This window comes from Lysinibacillus sp. FSL K6-0057, assembly GCF_038630885.1.
GTDB classification, from domain to species: domain Bacteria; phylum Bacillota; class Bacilli; order Bacillales_A; family Planococcaceae; genus Lysinibacillus; species Lysinibacillus fusiformis_F.
In genome coordinates, this window is sequence record NZ_CP152047.1 from 814,903 (window position 1) to 832,051 (window position 17,149).

The following is a 17,149-nucleotide window of genomic DNA, read 5'->3' on the forward strand; positions in this document are numbered from 1 at the left end:
ATTTTTGTTCGTGCAACCCAATTCTATTATAGTTGGCTAAAAAGGAGCTGATTATATGCTTATTGCCTATAACAATCAACAGCAGCTATTTCTCCCATATCAATATACGAGGAAAGCTTTACAGCGATATAGGCGGCAGATGAAATTTTTTTGTCCTCAATGTTTGGAACAAGTTCAATTGAAAATAGGTAACTATAATATTCCCCACTTTGCACACTTCACTAAAAATCAATGTTCACAGCTATTCGCAGAAGGTGAATCTAAACTACATTTACAAGGTAAAATGCAATTATATGAGTGGTTCAAAAAAAATGGACATCAGGTGGAACTAGAGCCATTTTTAAAGCAGCTTTCTCAGCGCCCTGATTTGCTCGTTACAATCGATGAGGGGCATTTCGCAGTTGAATTTCAATGTAGCACAATCTCTCATGAAAAATGGCATCAACGAACAATGGGCTATGAAAAAAACGATATACAAGCAATTTGGCTTTTTCAAACTCCTCAAAGCAAAGAAGCAATCAACGGCATCAGAAAAATTAGAATCTCCCCATTGCTGCAAAAAGCATTTATAACAACGACAACAGATTTGCCTTATTTACTGACGTACAACGCGGTGACAGCCCATTTTATTTATTGGACGAATCTTCTTCATGTTCACGGGCATACTTTCATAGGCAAAGTACAAAAAATTCCGGTCAATCAACAGCATTTTCCTTTTTATATACCAAAGCGTATTACCAAAGAAGAATTTCAATGCTATTGGCAGCTCTATAAACAAACTTGTAGGCAATTTGCGTATAGTCGTCTTTTACATAACAAGAAGGGGGCACAAGATCCATTTTTACGCAATTGCTATGAATTAAATCTTTCTCTTACTGCTATGCCGCCATACATTGGTATTCCAGTGCAAGAAGGAGCGTCTATCTCTTTATTCACGAGTGAATGGCAAACGATGCTGTTGTATTTTAGTAAACAATTAGGGTGTCAACCATTTGAATTAACCAAGCATCAGATTAAAAATTTTTTATGTCAGCAACAGTTAGAAATAACCGAACAAGCAGTAAGAGCTATTCAAAATTATGGACAACTTCTTCAGCGAATGAATCATGAAGATGGTTCACTAGATAATTGTGAGCAAGTCTATGTACATTTATTTGCAATTGCCACAATATACTGAGAAAATATGAGAGTAAAAGGAAAAAAGCACATATAAAGGGGGCTGGCATACATGGCTAGTAACAGTAATCAGGTTTTGGTTAGAAAAGAAGTACCAGAAGAATTAACATGGCGTTTAGAGGATATCTTTGCAACAGATGCAGCTTGGGAAGAGGAATTGAAGGAGGTTGCAGAGCTTGCTAAACAAGCACCTAGCTATGCAGGTACTTTAAATAATGGGGCAGAGGCATTATTAGCAGCTTTGCAGTATCATGATCATATATATGAACGTGCAATGAAGCTCTACACATATGCTCATATGCGCTATGATCAAGATACGACAAATAGCTTTTATCAAGATATGAACAGCCGTATTCAAACATTGGCAACGAGTATCTCAGCTGGCCTTTCCTATTTAACGCCAGAAATTTTATCATTAAGTGAAGAAACGATTGAAGGCTACTTAACAGAAAATCAAGACCTACAACTATATAAGCAATCATTAAAAGAAATTACGATGGCACGTCCACATGTATTACCAGCCGAACAGGAGGCATTGCTAGCGCAAATGTCTGAGGTAACAGGTACAGCTTCGAATACATTCAGCATGTTAAACAATGCGGATATGGTTTTCCCTCATGTGAAAAATGAAGAGGGGGAAGAGGTACAACTTACGCATGGTAACTATATCAAGTTTTTAGAGAGCAAGGATCGCTCAGTACGTGAAGGCGCATTTAAAGCTATGTACGAAACATATGGCAAGTTTAAAAATACGTTCTCGGCAACGCTAACAGGTAACGTGAAGAAGCATAATGTCAGTGCACGTATTCGTCATTATGAATCTGCACGACACGCAGCCATGTCTAATAATTTTATTCCAGAAAATGTATATGATCAACTGGTGGAAACAATTCATAAGCATTTACCAGCTATGCAGCGTTATATTTCGTTGCGTAAGAAATTATTAGGTGTAGACGAATTGCATATGTGGGATTTATTTGCGCCACTTGTTAAAGAGGTGGAAATGAAGGTCACTTATGATGAAGCGAAAGATATTTTAGTAAAAGCTTTAGCTCCATTAGGGGAAGAATATCAAAACATCGTCCAAAATGGACTGGATAACCGTTGGGTCGATGTTTTAGAGAATAAAGGGAAGCGTAGCGGAGCCTATTCATCAGGCGCCTATGGTACGAATCCGTATATTTTAATGAATTGGCAAGACAACGTGAACAATCTATTTACTTTAGCACATGAATTTGGCCATAGTGTTCATAGTTATTATTCACGCAACAACCAGCCATTTGTTTATGGAGATTATTCTATTTTTGTGGCAGAGGTTGCTTCTACATGCAATGAAGAGCTATTAAATGACTATTTACTGAAAACAATTGATGATCCTCAACAAAAAATATACTTATTAAATCATTGGTTAGATGGTTTCAGAAGTACTGTATTCAGACAAACCATGTTTGCAGAGTTCGAACATCTTATTCATCAAATGGATAAGAATGGTGAGTCATTAACAGCAGATCGTTTAACAGAGGTTTATTATGAATTAAACAAAAAGTACTTCGGTGATGATATGGTGGTAGATGAGGAAATTGGCTTAGAATGGGCTCGTATTCCACACTTCTACTATAATTACTATGTTTATCAGTATGCGACTGGTAAATCAGCCGCTACAGCATTGAGTAAACAAATTTTAGAGGAGGGTGCACCAGCTGTAGAACGTTATATTAATAACTTCTTAAAAGCAGGATGCTCTGATTTCCCTATTGAAGTATTAAAGGCAGCAGGCGTTGATATGAACGTAGCTAAGCCAATTGAAGATGCTTGTAAAGTATTTGAAGAGCGTTTAAATGAATTAGAAAAATTATTGTTGAATAATTAATTAAAAGGGCTGGGGAAATATTTCTACAGCCCTTTTTCTGTTGGCGTGCGTGTGATTTGAAATGAAAGAATAATGATTTTTTTTGATTTCTAAATAGTTTAAAAGTGTGCATCTTGGAAAAATACTGTTTGTAATCGCTTTCTATTTGACAAATTTGTGAATCTAGTATTGGTTTCATTGCTAAATATATTATTCCATGATAGAGTAATTCTTGTGAAATAAATCACAAAACAAACATACACCCCTTTGTTTGAACGTGAACATTTCTCCCATCCCCTTTGTGAAAAAGAAGCGTCTCTATCGGTCGAGGATAGAGGCGCTTCTTTGTATTTTGCGTTATCTTGAAAAACAAAACTATCCCTAGAATTTTTGTGAAAGGTAAAAATGGAAGTCCATTGCAGGCTACTTGCTTTCCTGTCGGCGAGCGCCGAAAACGTTAACTTTTTAGCGATTTCCAAATAAGGAGAAGGCGTATACTACTCATTTTGGAGAGGTGTTGTCACTCATCGTTTCTCCACTGTTAGTATGAAAGAAAAGGAAAAGACACTTTTTCAGCATGGTAGATAGCGTCACAGAGGAGACGCATTGAGTGAAGCAGCTCATAGGACGCCCCTTGGAAAGGACGCTGGCGGAACGGAAATCAACCCTTCACCTTGTCAAAAGGTCTTTTACTGCTATTGACATGATCTTTTTTCAACAACATGAAAGGGACTCCATCATGATGATTGGAGTCCCTTTGGTTTATTGTATTATTTAAGACGCCATAACGTAGCGTGAGTAGTTTGGATTCGTTCGAGCTTTTGTTGCAGCATGCGTTTCTTTAGTTCACGCTCTGCTGCTTGCTCTGTTAATGAATAGATAAAAGCTATTTCGTTTGTAGAAAGAGTATGGAATTTAGAAAATAAGTCCTCTATTGATGGTAATGGCTGACGGACAAGCTGTTCGTTCAGCATTTCTTGTAAAATATGTTCATAAACTTCATAGGAATAGCTACCACTAACTTTTAGTCCCTCATCTTCAATACATTCATTGAAAAATACGATACTTGGTACTTCTTCCACTTCCATTTCGCGTTTAATATATAAATCGCATTGGAAAGCACGTGCTGCCTCCTTTGAACCAAAGTCAACAGTAAACTCATTCATATCGAGTTGAACATCCTCAGCTATTTTTAAAAGCGTTGCATAGGAGTTTACATCTTGATGACTTAATAATACATATTCTTGTAGTTTTGATAAATAACGTGCACCTGCACGTTTCCCCTGTAATTCAGCTGCTTTAATAGCGATAGAAGGTAAAACAGGGTGATTAATATCAAGTTCGATTCCTGAGATACAACCTTTGACACGTTTACTTAAGCAGTTTAAAGAAGTAAGTTCTGTGCTTAAAACAAAGCGCCATGTGAAGTAATGGTTGTATTCAAGTTGTAATTTACGAAGAGTTGCTTGCATACTGAAAGCTTCAGGGCAAAGTGGATCTACGAAAATATACAATTCAATTGGCTTGTTTGCAGTTGAAATCGTTGGCGTTGGCTCTTGCAACATTTGAATATTATTCACGTAACAATTCCCCCTCATCGTCATTTGGCGTATTAACCATGTGATGAGCTGTTAATACTAAACGTTGATAATAAGTTTCACGGAACTTCCCTTCCAAACCTACCTCATCCATTGCTTCTGACATACACTCTAGCCAAGCTTGAGCGCGGTCAGGTGTAATAGGAAAATTCATGTGACGTGCACGCATCATCGGATGTCCATGTTCTTCAGTAAAAAGATTTGGTCCACCTAAATACTGTGTTTGAAATTGAATTTGTTTACGGGCTGTCTCTGTTAAATCCTTTGGAAAGATTGGAATAAGATCAGGATGCTGAGCAACTCTTTTATAGAACGCATGAATGAGTTCTGACAGTTTTTCAGCTCCCAGCTCCTCATAAGGAACAGTGTATTTTCGACTCATAAGTTATATGCTCCTTTAATTCTTTATATCGTAAAGTACCACTTTGTATACTTCATCCTCATCAAAATGTGAAATTCTTGTGACTACCTTCATTCTATCAACGTCTTTTCGTTAACACAAACAAAGAGCTCTTTCGAATTGCTGTTCGCTACAAAAGCACAAATTTCACCACAATGGGTGAAATTTGTTGGAAAAAGCATAGATAACAGGAAAGATGCGATTACACTGTAAAGTAATTCATCACTTTTTTGACATAATTCTGTGTTTCTTTAAAAGGAGGGATACCTCCATATTTAGTAACACGAGATGCGCCAGCATTGTAGGCAGCTAATGCTAGAGTAGGGTCATTATTAAATTTATCTAGCATTTGACGCAAATATTTTGCTCCAGCCATAATATTCTGCTCTGGATCAAAAGCGTTCGTCACACCTAAATATTGTGCTGTTGTGGGCATGAGTTGCATTAAGCCTTGCGCTCCTGCATGGCTCACTACGGTTGGATTAAAATTAGATTCTTGCTTGATAACAGCTGCAATAAGCTTCGCGGGTATCTGATAAGTAGCAGCTGCTTTTTCAATAATGGCTGTATATTCATTTGCACCTGCTAGTGAATTGGCATAAGCTGTAGAACCTATTACATCGTCTGAAACATAGGAATCAAGCTTTGTATTAGCATATGTGTTTGCTAATGCTTGTTTGACTGATTCAGGTATAAACACAGCATTAGAGCCTTTGTAAAGTAAGGATTCTAATGTACCTTGTTCCGAAGTAGCCAGTTGATTGACGAAATTTGAATTATTTGATGTGTTTGAAGCAAGCAAGCTTGCTAATTTGGCATTACTTGCTGTCGAAGTTTCTCCTAATAATTCGTTAATCATGTCAGAAAAAATAGAATCATTGTCTGTCAAATTGTTTGTTGATGAACCTTCACTAGATCCAAGTGTTTGCAATGCCTGAATTTCAAGTAAAGATTTTAATGATTGAATATCCAAGGAGTCAGACACCTTCCTTTTTAAACTTTTATAAATTTTGTGCTTTTAGTGCTTTCATAAAACGGGCAATTTTTTTATCAGTAGCCTGCTTTTCAATACCATATTGCTGTAAAAATTCGTCGAAAATTTTATTTCCTTTTATTGCATCTTTTGCTTCATATTCTACCTCATAATCGTCGCACTGCAAATAGAAAGAATGATCAAAAACAAGAAGCCCCTCTTTGTATGGAATTTCGACACGATCTGTAGTGAGTGAACCAAATACATGCAATTGTTCTAAAGGAATCCGGTGGAGAGCTAATCTTTTAGCTACCTCTTGAGCATAAAATCCTTTGCCATCTAACATTTGCTGCGCCTGTATTGCTGTTATTTCATCCGTTGTTTCAAGGTGTGCATGCTCGGCATTTTTTTCTTTGAGCGTACATTCGTAATAATCATCAATTTGTCTAATACGAAGACCACTTTGTAGTTTGCGAATGGTTTGATTAGGTGTGTCGAAATAATGATTTGTTTGACGATGAATAGCATTTTGGCTAATGTGGAAGTCTTGTAATAATTGCTCGTATTGTTGTTTTGTTAATAGATTTTTAAATTCAATTTCAATTTCTTGTGTCATTTATCGTCACCTATTTATTTTTTATTTTTCATCCGTTGTTTCGCTTGATTTAATATTTACACACTGCAACTATTTACCCTGTGTGCTAAAATAAGAGGAAGAGTACAACGAAAAGGGGAACCGCACGTGCGTAAAATTTATACAATAGAAACATCGAACTTTGAACAAGATCAACTTCATTTTAGTTTAAACGACAATGAAGTAAATTTACAGTTAAAACCTGCTGGACAACTCATTGCAGATTCAGATGATTTTGCATTTATTTATTTACTTGATGCAGGTGACGACTATCATTATTTGCGTTTTCCACCGAGTAGTTGGGAGAATCTTGTACATATTTTACAAAAAGGGAAAAATCCATTACTACGAATTGGTGAAGAAGCGATTGAGCTGACAAATTTCTACGAAGAATTGGAAATGCTCGTGTATAATATTGAAGGAAATTACAATTATGGGGCAGAATTTGTCCAAGCAGTGGAGCAACACTTCAAGGCAATTCTCGCTGAATAGAAAGACAAAACGAACAGACGGTGGTGTTCGATACCGAATGTCGGGAGGTTTTTACAATGGGACAATGGGAAATATTTTTAAGTCCTTATAAACAAGCAGTAGATGAATTAAAAGTAAAATTAAAAGGCATGCGTTCGCAATTTGGTATTGTTAATGCCAATTCACCAATTGAATTTGTCACAGGACGTGTTAAGCCTTTAGCAAGTATATATGATAAAACGTTAGAAAAAGGATTAGCTTTTGAGCCTTCTAAACAACTTGGTGATGAACTTGGCGATATTGCTGGCCTTCGGATTATGTGTCAATTTGTTGATGATATCGCAACGGTAACAGAGCTTATCCGTCAGCGAAAAGATATGCGCGTAGTGGAAGAACGCGATTATATTACACATAATAAGCCTAGTGGTTATCGCTCCTACCATATGATCGTGGAGTATCCTGTTGAAACGATTCAAGGAAAAAAAGTAGTATTGGCGGAAATACAAATCCGAACACTGGCCATGAATTTCTGGGCATCAATAGAGCATTCTTTAAATTATAAATATAAGGGCATGTTCCCAGAGGAAATTAAGAATCGCTTGCAAAGTGCTGCAGAGGCAGCATTTCGGTTGGATGAGGAAATGTCATCCATTCGTAGTGAGATTCAAGAGGCACAGGCCTACTTTAGCGAATATAAAGAAGCATCGAATCCTAATTTACTAACAGAGAAGGAGCGTGACGCACAATGAAATTTTCGATTCAATCACGTAGAGATGCACAATCCAACGAGCTGATGGAACTTGCTAAAACCTATTTACAGGATTTTGGCTTAACATACGATGAAGAGACGCCAGAAATCGTTGTTTCGATTGGAGGAGATGGCACGCTTTTGCATGCCTTTCATCGCTACTCTCATTTATTAGACCAGGTAGCCTTTGTTGGTATTCATACGGGCCATCTAGGGTTTTATGCGGATTGGAAACCATCTGAATTAGAAAAACTAGTTTTGTCCATTGCTAAAAAGGATTTTAATGTTGTGGAATATCCACTGCTAGAAGTAAAGGTGGAGCATCATAATGCCGAATCAAATACGTATCTGGCTTTAAATGAAGCAACAGTCAAATCGCCAGATGTTACACTTGTGATGGATGTTGAATTAAATGGCAATCAGTTTGAACGTTTCCGTGGAGATGGACTTTGTGTATCCACTCCTTCTGGGAGTACGGCTTACAATAAAGCACTTGGTGGAGCCATCATACATCCCACATTAGCGGCACTCCAAGTCACTGAAATTGCCTCAATTAATAACCGTGTTTTCAGGACAGTAGGATCACCATTAATCTTGCCAGCACACCACCATTGTGTGTTACGTCCTGTAAATGAACAGAATTTTAATATGACTGTTGATCACTTGCAAATTACGCAAGGTGATGTCAAAGCCATAGCGTTTAATGTAGCAAATGAAAGAGTACGTTTTGCCCGTTTCCGACCATTCCCATTTTGGGAGCGAGTGCATGAATCGTTTGTCGCAAATGAATAACATGGATACAAGCTTTACATTGCAATTTACGGCTAAGAAAGATGGCCAATTATTACGAGAAGCTCTCCAAGAGTGGCGTATTTCTAAGCGAGCCCTAACCGCTATTAAGTTCGATGGTGGCATGTTGACTGTGAATGGTGTCGAACGTAATGTGAGGCATATCCTGCAAGCTGGAGATTGTGTGAAGGTGACGTTTCCTCCTGAAGTAAAAAGTGATGGTCTTGCTGTCGAGCATGGCGATTTGACCATTGTCTACGAGGACGATGCCATTTTAGTGCTCAATAAGCCAGCACACCAAAGTACGATTCCCTCACGTGAGCATCCGACCAACAGCATTGCTAATTTAGTTTGTGGCTATTTTCAGCAGCAAGGATTGGCCTCTACGGCTCATATTGTTACAAGGCTAGACCGAGATACATCAGGCTTGCTTTGTATTGCTAAGCATGCTCATATTCATCATTTAACAGGTCTAGCTCAGCGTAATAGGGAAATTTCAAGACAATATGAAGCGATTGTCCATGGACATGTCGAACACAATTTTCAATCGATTATAGCTCCAATTGGACGTAAAGAAGCCAGTATTATTGAAAGAGAAGTACGAGAAGATGGGCAATATGCGCATACAGATGTAACGGTTCTAAAGCACTTTATAGTCGATGCGGAACCAATGACACATGTACGACTTCAATTGCATACAGGGCGTACACATCAAATTCGTGTGCACATGTCGCATCTTGGGCATCCACTTGTTGGTGATGACCTTTATGGTGGTAGCCGTCATCAGATTGATCGACAAGCACTACATTGTGTATCATTGAGTATGGAACATCCTTTAACGAGTGTGCCATTACACTTTACATGTATGCTAAATGATGACATGCAAAGGTTACTGAAGGAAGCTTATGCATAAATTTTTGATAGAAGGAGATGTTCGCACAAACGAGCATCTCCTTATCATTTTTTGATGTAGATTGAGCTGGCGACTTTCTTCACGAGGGAGATCGTTAACAGTTGTCACATGTCGTATGATTTGAGGTCGAAAGCTAGGGAAAAATTGGACGTATTGTTTATCTGTGCGTCAGCGACAATTATCCTGAGGCGAAAGGATATAGTAAGTAGATTATTTTTACACCTAATTTATAACAAAGTGACAAAGGTAAGGTATAGTAAAATAGAAATCGTTATGTTTTTAGGCGTAATATTGAAATTTATAAAATTCTGCCCAGCTACTCATGAATATAACTTAAAAAAGGGTTTGCAGAAAAGGTACAATACACTCTATTATATAGAAGGTAGATTTACGGCATTGCTCGTAAAATGATTGAAAGCTCGGAAGGAGGGGACAAGCATGATAGAGGAAAGAAATGAAAAGGATGATGTGCAATTTGATGAGGCACATCTACGAGAAATGCTAGAAGCACATGATATTGACGCATTCCGTGATGAGTTTTTAGAACTTCATCCATATGATCAGGCAACGTTTTACGAAAAGGTGGAACCTGATATAAGGAAGATCATCTATTCGTTCTTGTCTCCGACAGAAATGGCTGATATTTTTGAGGCAATCGATATCGAAGATGATGAGTATAAAGCATATCTAGCTGAAATGGATCCATCGTACGGTGCAGAAATGCTTTCTCATATGTACGCAGATGATGCGGCAGATGTCTTAAACGAACTAGATACGGCGCAGCGCGAAAGCTATTTGGAAATGATGGATGAAGAAGCGGCTGAAGATATTAATGAGCTACTAAGCTATGATGAATATACAGCTGGTTCTATCATGACAACTGAATACGTAGCTATACCAGAAAATTCAACAGTACGTTCAGCAATGGCCATTTTGCGTAAAGAGGCACCCGATGCAGAAACTGTTTATTATATTTTTGTAGTGGATGAAGAGCATCGTCTGACGGGTGTCATATCATTACGAGATTTGATAATTGCAGACGAGGATACACTTATTCGTTCCATTATGAATGAACGTGTCGTGATGGTACATGTGGGTGATGACCAAGAAGAAGTCGCACAAATTATGAAGGATTATAATTTCTTAGCGACACCTGTTATTGATGATAAAGGGGAATTACTTGGTATTATCACGGTTGACGATATTATTGATGTAATTGATGAAGAGGCTTCTGAGGATTACTCTAAATTAGCCGGTATTTCGGATATGGATAAATTTGATGTAACACCATTCCAAGCAGCAAGAAAACGTTTGCCTTGGCTAGTGGTTCTACTGTTTTTAGGTATGTTAACAGCTAATCTAATGGGGCAATTTGAGGATACTTTAGATAAGGTTGCCTTACTTGCAGTCTTTATTCCCTTAATTTCAGGAACGTCAGGAAATAGTGGGACACAGGCATTAGCCGTGGCGATTCGAGGGATTGCAACAGGAGACGTAGAGGAACATAGTAAATTCAAGTTACTCTTACGTGAAGCAGGTACTGGCTTAATGTCAGGCGTTGTTTGTGGATTAATTGTGATTGGGATCGTTTATTTTTGGAAACATGAACTTGTCCTAGGTATGTTAGTAGGAGCAGCACTTTGTGGTTCCATTTTAGTGGCGACTTTAGCAGGTTCATTTATACCATTGTTAATGCATCGACTAAAAATAGACCCTGCTGTTGCATCAGGACCTTTTATTACAACTTTAAATGATATTACAAGTATTTTAATTTACTTGGGCTTAGCGACAGTTTTTTTAAGCCAAATAGGCTAAGAACCAATTTGCTTACTTTCGCATATTGTATGGAAAAAAGGGAAGTGAGTAAAGTGGATCAAGAACCACGCTTGTTTATAAAGTCACCATCATATTTTTTGAATATTTCTAAGGTGTTACATGAACTTGATTTGGATGAAAGTACATCTGTATATGTAAAGGACAATATGTTCGATGAGCAAACGGCTGAAGAAAAAAATGATACAGTAGATGATGTACAAATAGATCCGTATTTACTGAAACAGCTCCAATTTTTAGAAAAGCCATTTCGTCAGAGAGCCTATCAGCCATTATTAGTTTGTTTAAAGGATGGTAGAAAATTAACTGGTACTGCTTCAGATGTACAGAGTGATTCTTTAATGCTTACATCATTAGAATTAAAAATACAGGAAATCATTCATTTTGAAGATATACAGCAAATACTTTGGCGTGGAAGAAAATTGCCAACATTATAAAAAAGGTGTACAGCAGGGGATGCTGTACACCTTTTCATAGTGTTGAAAAACAAAACCATCAATAGATTTTTTGTGAAAGGTGAAAATGGTTTCTGTTGCAGGCTACTTGCTTTCCTGTGGGCGAGCGCCGAATCGCTTCCTCCGCTACCGCTCCGTTTAGAGTTTTGCCTGTCTCGCTATCCCACGGGAGTCAAGTAGCCCTCCACTCCAACCCAGAAAACGTAATCTTTTTAGCAAAGGTTTTTAAATAAAGTGAAGGTCTTCACTACTCATTTTATGGAGGGGTGTTGTCATTCATCACTTCTCTACATTGAAAACAAAAACCTAACCTTTTTCTAATCATACAAATCATGGGCTATTTTGATCGCTACCACTAGTATGAAAAATGAGGAAAAGACACTTTTGCAGAATGGTTGATTGGAGTGGAGCCAGCGTCACAGAGGAGACCCTGGAGCGAACGGAAGTGAGTGAAGCGGCTCCTCGGACGCCCCCTGGAAAGGACGCTGGCGGAACGGAAATCAACCTCTCACCCTGCTAAAAGATCTTTTTCTGTTAGTGATATTTTCTTTTTTCATGTTGCTGAAAAAAGAAAATGGCACTAGCACACCTTCGCTTAATTTGGAAATCCATTTCTCCTTTCACAAAAATTCTATGAATGGTTTTGTTTTCCGATACCATAAAAAAGTGTACAGCAGAGGATGCCGTACACTTTTTTTATGTGTGTGTGTCAAAGGTGAAAGAATTAGTCACAAATCCCTAAGTCAACATCAGCGATACATTGTACAGCGCAGAAGCAAGATAAGTCTACAGTAATACAGCTATCAGTTGAGCTCCAGTCATCTACTTTACAGATTTTCTTCATGTTTATACAACAACCGTCTTTGCTTAGTAAGTCTACTGTACTTTCACTAGAGTCAAATGTACATAATGGCTCTAAAACACGTAAAGTAGCACAGCATTCATCAAACATATCTTCTACGCGGAAGAATACGGATGTACAAATGCAAGGATCTGCTGTTGGAGAGTTAAAGAATGCTTTGAAAGGAGTACCATCTTTCGTAATTAACATGAATACACGTGTATCTGCTTGAGAGCGTGCAGGACTAACAATCCCACCTAGTGGCTCTAAGAAACAGTTAGCTGTACATGGAGAACACTCATCTCGCACCGCTTGATTTTGAATATCTAAAATAGCGCGAACTACGTCACAAACGCAGCCTGCTGAATGGATTGGTCCAATAGGATTTGTTGGCTTACCACAACCCATATTGTCACCCCCTTTCCTTGTTACTACTTCTACAATATGTACTTTTGAAAACTGGACTCGGGCTTTTGTGTATATCTTTGAATGAATAGTTTTTTTATGTGTGGAGAAACTGTAAAGAAAAGGAGGGTAAAACTTGAGGCTACTAGGAATGACGTTACCGCTCTTAGTTGTTTTATCGCTGTTAAATGGTTGTGCTGAAAAGGAAAAATTTATTGTCTATGGGTCGCCGCAAAATGAAAGTGAAGTCGAAGCCCTTATAAAAGAAGAAGACTATGTTGATCGTTCGACGGTTATCCAATATGACGATAGTATGCTTGTTGCAGTACAAATTGAACCATGGAAAAAGTGGAAAAAGACTAAGCTAGAGAAAAAGTTGCAAAAAAGACTTGAAGAGAAATATCCAAACAAGGATGTGTTTGTCTCCGCTGATTATAAAATTTTTTATGAAGCCAATAAAATAAAAAAGGATCAAGTGGAAGATAATAAATTGAGCGATAAAATTACAGAACTAATAGAGCTTGCAAAGGAGGAGACATAAATGGAAAAAGAGCAATATCAACAGTTAGAGCAAAATGTTACACCCAAGCCCCCTTATTTAAAAAATATAGCAAAAGCCTTTTTCGTTGGCGGTTTTATTTGTGCAATTGGTCAAGCTGTGTCTCTTTTTTATATTATTTTCTTCAATTTTACGGAGGCAACAGCAGGAAATCCAACTGTTGCAACGATGGTTTTCTTTGCCATGATTTTGACGGGTCTTGGTCTTTATAAAAGAATTGGTCAATTTGCTGGAGCAGGATCGGCAGTACCAGTAACAGGCTTTGGGAATGCCGTTATTTCGGCGGCGATCGAGCATCGTTCAGAAGGGTTAGTATTGGGAGTCGGCGGAAATTTATTTAAATTAGCAGGGTCGGTTGTTTTATTTGGTGTAGTGTCCGCGTTTTTTGTAGCGCTTATTAAATACATCCTTGTGACGATAGGAGTGGTTTCATGGTAATTGTATTTCAATCGAAGCCCTCTCTTTTAGCAGGTGGAGTGGTAGCAGGTCCTTTAGAGAATCGGAGTGTTTTTAGTCAATATTTTGACTCTGTTTATGATGATGAACGTTGGCAAATGAAAACAAATGAACAGGGGCATCGCAAAATGATCGAAGAAGCCTGTGAATTTGCTATGAAAAAAATGGGCGTACAAAAAGGTGATATCGCCTATTTGATGGGTGGGGATTTAGTCAATCAAATGACACCGACTAATTTTGCCGCTAGAGATTTAGAAATCCCCTTTATTGGACTATTTTCGGCTTGTGCCACATCAGTATCTTCAGTCATTATTGCATGCCTGTTAACAGAGTTAGGTGCTGCTAATTTTTCATTAGCAGGTGCCTCCAGTCAACATAATGCAATTGAACGTCAATTTCGTTATCCCATCAATTATGGAGCGCAAAAACCACAAACAGCTCAATGGACTGTAACCGCTGCTGGATATGCACTAATTGGGAAGCATCGCGAGGAGTATCCTTCAATAGAAGCGGCAACAATTGGCAAGTCCGTTGATTATGGTATGGATGATCCTTTCCATATGGGTGCAGCGATGGCACCAGCTGCCTTTCAAACGATTCAATCTCATTTACAACAAAGAAACCAAAAAATTTATCATTACGATTTAATTTTAACAGGTGATTTGGGACAGCTTGGGTTAAAGCTATTGAAAGGAATGCTTGTTGAAAATGGCGTGAAAAATGAAGAGCTCACGTTATTGCGTGATGCAGGTGCCGAATTTTATGGACAGGATGAAGCATTCCAGTCGGGTGCAAGTGGAGCAGGCTGTTCAGCAGCTGTTTTTTTTAGTTATGTTATTCAACAAATGCGTGCAGGGAGCTATAAGCGTGTATTACTAGTAGCAACAGGGGCGTTATTATCTCCTCTGTCCTATCAGCAAGGCGAGACAATTCCATGTACGGCACATGCGATAGAAATTACGATGAAATGAGGCAAAAAACATGGTTATGACATTTGTATTTGCATTTATTGTTGGAGGCATTATTTGCGTCATAGGCCAATTATTAATGGATGTTGGCAATTTAACACCAGGGCATACACTAAGTACGTTAGTTGTCCTCGGTGCCATATTAGATGGTATGGGTTTATATGAGCCACTAATCAATTTTGCTGGAGCAGGAGCCACAGTACCCATTACATCCTTCGGGAATTCATTAACCCATGGTGCCCTAGCAGAGGCAGAGAAGCATGGACTTGTTGGCGTATTAACAGGCATGTTCGAAGTAACAAGCTCAGGAATCAGTGCTGCTATCGTGTTTGGCTTTATTGGTGCATTAATATTTAGACCAAAAGGAAATATTGACTAGACGAATACCCCTCCCATTTTTACGACCGAAACATATTATAGGTTGTAGAAGGGAGGGGTGCTTTTATGGGATACCAAGGCTGGGGCTCACAACCGTATGGAACTAACGTTGGTGGGTGGAACAATAGCTATTGCGGAGGATACTCTGGAGGCAACAACAACTATGGTTATGGTTCTACATTTGTTCTAATTGTTGTACTATTCATTCTATTAATTATTGTTGGCGCTACTTACATCTAATTTGATGAACATAATAAAGGCTTTAGCTTTTATTTAGGAAATGCTAAATAAAGTTAAGGCCTCCACCATTTGCGAAATGTTTCGTGCAAGATGCAAGGTCATATTGAGTTTTAATGATAGGAGGGAAAACATGCATCGCTCGTTTTTTAATTCGATTGAGAAAAAAACAGGTGTATCGATGGATGAAATCTTCGCATTAGCCAATGCCATTCAACATGCGGATTTTACCAGTGAAAAACAAGTAAGAAAAATTGTACGACGTGTTGCTAAAATATCTAACAGATCGATTACGCAAGAATTAGAAGATAAATTAGTACAATCTATTATTCAAGATGGCGCATCACTAGATTTAGATAAAATCACTAGAATGATGAAGTAGCGCATGGCATATCTACTTGGCAATGCTGCTTGTTACGATAGAGTAGATAAATGGTGGCAAGCGAATTCGTCTCTTAAAAAAGGGGTGTTACGACATTGTAAATATCGTAACACCCTTTCATTAAATGTTCTTCTCCATAGCACGGTGTGGAATACCTGCATCCATAAACTCAGGTGAGGTAACTGTAAAGCCTAGCTTTTCGTAGAAGGGAATAGCATAGCTTTGTGCATGAAGTTTTAAGGTTTTTTTATTGATAGAAATGGCATGCTTCTCCATTTCCCTCATGATTAAAGCGCCCAATTTTTTACCACGTTGAGATTGTAAAATACAAACACGTTCAATTTTAGCTGTTTTGTTGTCAATACTGCGTAAACGTGCTGCTCCTACAGGCTCATCGTTATCATACATAATGAAATGTGTTGCAGTTGCATCCTCAGCATCACATTCTAGATGAAGCGGAACACCTTGCTCTTCAACAAACACTTTTTTGCGAATAGCAAAGGCATCATCGTGTTCTTGCTTTGTTTCAACAATTTTTACGTTATACAACAATCACTCAGCTCCAGATAAACGGAATGTTTCGTATGTTGTCCATGAACCATCTTCTAGTTGATATAAAAGATGAATGCGATCAATTGTATCTTTTTCATCAACGCCTGTCATGCGTAATTGTCCAAAGATATCGTCATGCTCAGAGGCTGACATTTTTTGAGCGATTGTAATATGAGGAACAAATACATGTTTCATTTCCCCTTTAGGGATGCTGTCTTGAAGTGCATGTTGGAATGCTGCTAATTGTTCTGTTGGTTCAATGCGGAAGTAAATCGCATTTGTTGTAGGGAAAAACGAACTTATGCGAGATGCATGAATGTTTAAAGGTGCATATTTAGCAGCAAGTTCATCTAATTGCTTGACGATGGTTTGAATCTCTTCTTCAGACGCATCGAAGCTGTCCTTTAATGTCATATGCGGTGTAATCTTCGCATAATGAGGATCGTATCGTTTGCGATAAGTGTTCGCTAAATCTTGCAATTTTTTTGATGGAAATGCCACAATACCGTACTTCATAGTCCATTACCTCCCG

The 17,149-nt window shown here is 38.2% G+C and carries 21 protein-coding genes; 14 read left to right on the forward strand and 7 right to left on the reverse strand.

The window, feature by feature from the left end; all coding sequences use genetic code 11:
• Nucleotides 1–55 precede the first annotated feature (55 nt).
• Complete coding sequence (locus MHB40_RS03775) at nt 56–1,177, forward strand: competence protein CoiA family protein (protein ID WP_342533966.1); 1,122 nt, start codon at nt 56–58, stop codon at nt 1,175–1,177.
• 51 nt (nt 1,178–1,228) lie between these two features.
• Complete coding sequence (gene pepF, locus MHB40_RS03780; protein ID WP_205441372.1) at nt 1,229–3,046, forward strand: oligoendopeptidase F; 1,818 nt, start codon at nt 1,229–1,231, stop codon at nt 3,044–3,046.
• 749 nt (nt 3,047–3,795) lie between these two features.
• Here pepF and MHB40_RS03785 read toward each other — a convergent pair.
• The 4 genes from MHB40_RS03785 to MHB40_RS03800 all read right to left on the reverse strand — a co-directional run bounded on the left by MHB40_RS03785 (nt 3,796) and on the right by MHB40_RS03800 (nt 6,612).
• A complete protein-coding gene (locus tag MHB40_RS03785) occupies nt 3,796–4,605 on the reverse strand; it encodes a DsbA family protein (protein WP_205441374.1) in 810 nt (269 codons plus the stop codon).
• Nucleotides 4,598–5,005, reverse strand: coding sequence for a hemoglobin (locus tag MHB40_RS03790; RefSeq protein ID WP_004227447.1), 408 nt, complete (start codon nt 5,003–5,005; stop codon nt 4,598–4,600). The genes MHB40_RS03785 and MHB40_RS03790 overlap by 8 nt, the downstream gene beginning before the upstream one ends.
• A 220-nt stretch (nt 5,006–5,225) precedes the next feature.
• On the reverse strand, nt 5,226–5,996 hold the full coding sequence (locus tag MHB40_RS03795) for a lytic transglycosylase domain-containing protein (RefSeq protein ID WP_342533967.1): 771 nt from the start codon (nt 5,994–5,996) through the stop codon (nt 5,226–5,228).
• 28 nt (nt 5,997–6,024) lie between these two features.
• Nucleotides 6,025–6,612: a CYTH domain-containing protein gene (locus tag MHB40_RS03800; RefSeq protein WP_342533968.1), complete on the reverse strand. Its 588-nt coding sequence runs from the start codon at nt 6,610–6,612 to the stop codon at nt 6,025–6,027.
• Between the two features lie 126 nt (nt 6,613–6,738).
• On the opposite strand from MHB40_RS03800, the gene MHB40_RS03805 reads away from it, so the two are divergent.
• From MHB40_RS03805 to MHB40_RS03830, 6 genes are all read left to right on the forward strand, one after another.
• Nucleotides 6,739–7,122 (forward strand): hypothetical protein, encoded by a 384-nt coding sequence (locus MHB40_RS03805; RefSeq protein ID WP_205441398.1) that lies wholly within the window; start codon nt 6,739–6,741, stop codon nt 7,120–7,122.
• A 56-nt stretch (nt 7,123–7,178) separates the two neighbouring features.
• Nucleotides 7,179–7,850: a GTP pyrophosphokinase family protein gene (locus MHB40_RS03810; protein ID WP_205441400.1), complete on the forward strand. Its 672-nt coding sequence runs from the start codon at nt 7,179–7,181 to the stop codon at nt 7,848–7,850.
• A complete protein-coding gene (locus tag MHB40_RS03815; protein ID WP_205441402.1) occupies nt 7,847–8,641 on the forward strand; it encodes an NAD kinase in 795 nt (264 codons plus the stop codon). Before MHB40_RS03810 ends, MHB40_RS03815 begins: the two co-directional genes overlap by 4 nt.
• Before the next feature lies 1 nt (nt 8,642).
• Nucleotides 8,643–9,551, forward strand: coding sequence for an RluA family pseudouridine synthase (locus tag MHB40_RS03820; protein WP_342534748.1), 909 nt, complete (start codon nt 8,643–8,645; stop codon nt 9,549–9,551).
• A 438-nt stretch (nt 9,552–9,989) separates the two neighbouring features.
• Entirely contained in the window at nt 9,990–11,366 is a 1,377-nt protein-coding gene (gene mgtE / locus MHB40_RS03825) for a magnesium transporter (protein WP_205441406.1), read from the forward strand.
• Nucleotides 11,367–11,479: 113 nt separating this feature from the next.
• Nucleotides 11,480–11,821 (forward strand): hypothetical protein, encoded by a 342-nt coding sequence (locus MHB40_RS03830; RefSeq protein WP_342533969.1) that lies wholly within the window; start codon nt 11,480–11,482, stop codon nt 11,819–11,821.
• A 742-nt stretch (nt 11,822–12,563) separates the two neighbouring features.
• Here the strand turns inward: MHB40_RS03830 and MHB40_RS03835 are convergent.
• Nucleotides 12,564–13,088, reverse strand: a complete 525-nt coding sequence (locus MHB40_RS03835; RefSeq protein ID WP_004230953.1) for a CotY/CotZ family spore coat protein — start codon at nt 13,086–13,088, stop codon at nt 12,564–12,566.
• 133 nt (nt 13,089–13,221) lie between these two features.
• On the opposite strand from MHB40_RS03835, the gene MHB40_RS03840 reads away from it, so the two are divergent.
• The 6 genes from MHB40_RS03840 to MHB40_RS03865 all read left to right on the forward strand — a co-directional run bounded on the left by MHB40_RS03840 (nt 13,222) and on the right by MHB40_RS03865 (nt 16,065).
• On the forward strand, nt 13,222–13,626 hold the full coding sequence (locus tag MHB40_RS03840; protein ID WP_342533970.1) for a YhcN/YlaJ family sporulation lipoprotein: 405 nt from the start codon (nt 13,222–13,224) through the stop codon (nt 13,624–13,626).
• Nucleotides 13,627–14,082 (forward strand): stage V sporulation protein AC, encoded by a 456-nt coding sequence (gene spoVAC, locus MHB40_RS03845; protein WP_205441410.1) that lies wholly within the window; start codon nt 13,627–13,629, stop codon nt 14,080–14,082.
• On the forward strand, nt 14,076–15,071 hold the full coding sequence (locus MHB40_RS03850; RefSeq protein WP_342533971.1) for a stage V sporulation protein AD: 996 nt from the start codon (nt 14,076–14,078) through the stop codon (nt 15,069–15,071). Before spoVAC ends, MHB40_RS03850 begins: the two co-directional genes overlap by 7 nt.
• 16 nt (nt 15,072–15,087) lie before the next feature.
• Nucleotides 15,088–15,447, forward strand: coding sequence for a stage V sporulation protein AE (gene spoVAE, locus MHB40_RS03855; protein WP_205447265.1), 360 nt, complete (start codon nt 15,088–15,090; stop codon nt 15,445–15,447).
• A gap of 65 nt (nt 15,448–15,512) precedes the next feature.
• Entirely contained in the window at nt 15,513–15,686 is a 174-nt protein-coding gene (locus MHB40_RS03860; protein WP_205441421.1) for a YjcZ family sporulation protein, read from the forward strand.
• Nucleotides 15,687–15,816: 130 nt separating this feature from the next.
• Entirely contained in the window at nt 15,817–16,065 is a 249-nt protein-coding gene (locus MHB40_RS03865) for a stage VI sporulation protein F (RefSeq protein ID WP_141904781.1), read from the forward strand.
• Between the two features lie 120 nt (nt 16,066–16,185).
• Here the strand turns inward: MHB40_RS03865 and MHB40_RS03870 are convergent, their stop codons facing one another.
• Together MHB40_RS03870 and MHB40_RS03875 are read right to left on the reverse strand one after the other, a co-directional pair.
• Nucleotides 16,186–16,614 (reverse strand): GNAT family N-acetyltransferase, encoded by a 429-nt coding sequence (locus tag MHB40_RS03870; protein WP_205441423.1) that lies wholly within the window; start codon nt 16,612–16,614, stop codon nt 16,186–16,188.
• Between the two features lie 3 nt (nt 16,615–16,617).
• Entirely contained in the window at nt 16,618–17,133 is a 516-nt protein-coding gene (locus MHB40_RS03875) for a YjcG family protein (protein ID WP_205441425.1), read from the reverse strand.
• Between the last annotated feature and the right edge of the window lie 16 nt (nt 17,134–17,149).

Bases quoted from the DNA above. Each gene is read 5' to 3' on its own strand.
- spoVAC (WP_205441410.1), top strand. From the start codon at position 13,627: ATGGAAAAAGAGCAATATCAACAGTTAGAGCAAAATGTTACACCCAAG.
- MHB40_RS03800 (WP_342533968.1), bottom strand. From the start codon at position 6,612: ATGACACAAGAAATTGAAATTGAATTTAAAAATCTATTAACAAAACAA.
- mgtE (WP_205441406.1), top strand. From the start codon at position 9,990: ATGATAGAGGAAAGAAATGAAAAGGATGATGTGCAATTTGATGAGGCA.
- MHB40_RS03790 (WP_004227447.1), bottom strand. From the start codon at position 5,005: ATGAGTCGAAAATACACTGTTCCTTATGAGGAGCTGGGAGCTGAAAAA.
- MHB40_RS03865 (WP_141904781.1), top strand. From the start codon at position 15,817: ATGCATCGCTCGTTTTTTAATTCGATTGAGAAAAAAACAGGTGTATCG.
- MHB40_RS03875 (WP_205441425.1), bottom strand. From the start codon at position 17,133: ATGAAGTACGGTATTGTGGCATTTCCATCAAAAAAATTGCAAGATTTA.
- MHB40_RS03815 (WP_205441402.1), top strand. From the start codon at position 7,847: ATGAAATTTTCGATTCAATCACGTAGAGATGCACAATCCAACGAGCTG.
- MHB40_RS03835 (WP_004230953.1), bottom strand. From the start codon at position 13,088: ATGGGTTGTGGTAAGCCAACAAATCCTATTGGACCAATCCATTCAGCA.
- spoVAE (WP_205447265.1), top strand. From the start codon at position 15,088: ATGACATTTGTATTTGCATTTATTGTTGGAGGCATTATTTGCGTCATA.
- MHB40_RS03810 (WP_205441400.1), top strand. From the start codon at position 7,179: ATGGGACAATGGGAAATATTTTTAAGTCCTTATAAACAAGCAGTAGAT.
- MHB40_RS03775 (WP_342533966.1), top strand. From the start codon at position 56: ATGCTTATTGCCTATAACAATCAACAGCAGCTATTTCTCCCATATCAA.
- pepF (WP_205441372.1), top strand. From the start codon at position 1,229: ATGGCTAGTAACAGTAATCAGGTTTTGGTTAGAAAAGAAGTACCAGAA.
- MHB40_RS03850 (WP_342533971.1), top strand. From the start codon at position 14,076: ATGGTAATTGTATTTCAATCGAAGCCCTCTCTTTTAGCAGGTGGAGTG.
- MHB40_RS03860 (WP_205441421.1), top strand. From the start codon at position 15,513: ATGGGATACCAAGGCTGGGGCTCACAACCGTATGGAACTAACGTTGGT.
- MHB40_RS03820 (WP_342534748.1), top strand. From the start codon at position 8,643: ATGGATACAAGCTTTACATTGCAATTTACGGCTAAGAAAGATGGCCAA.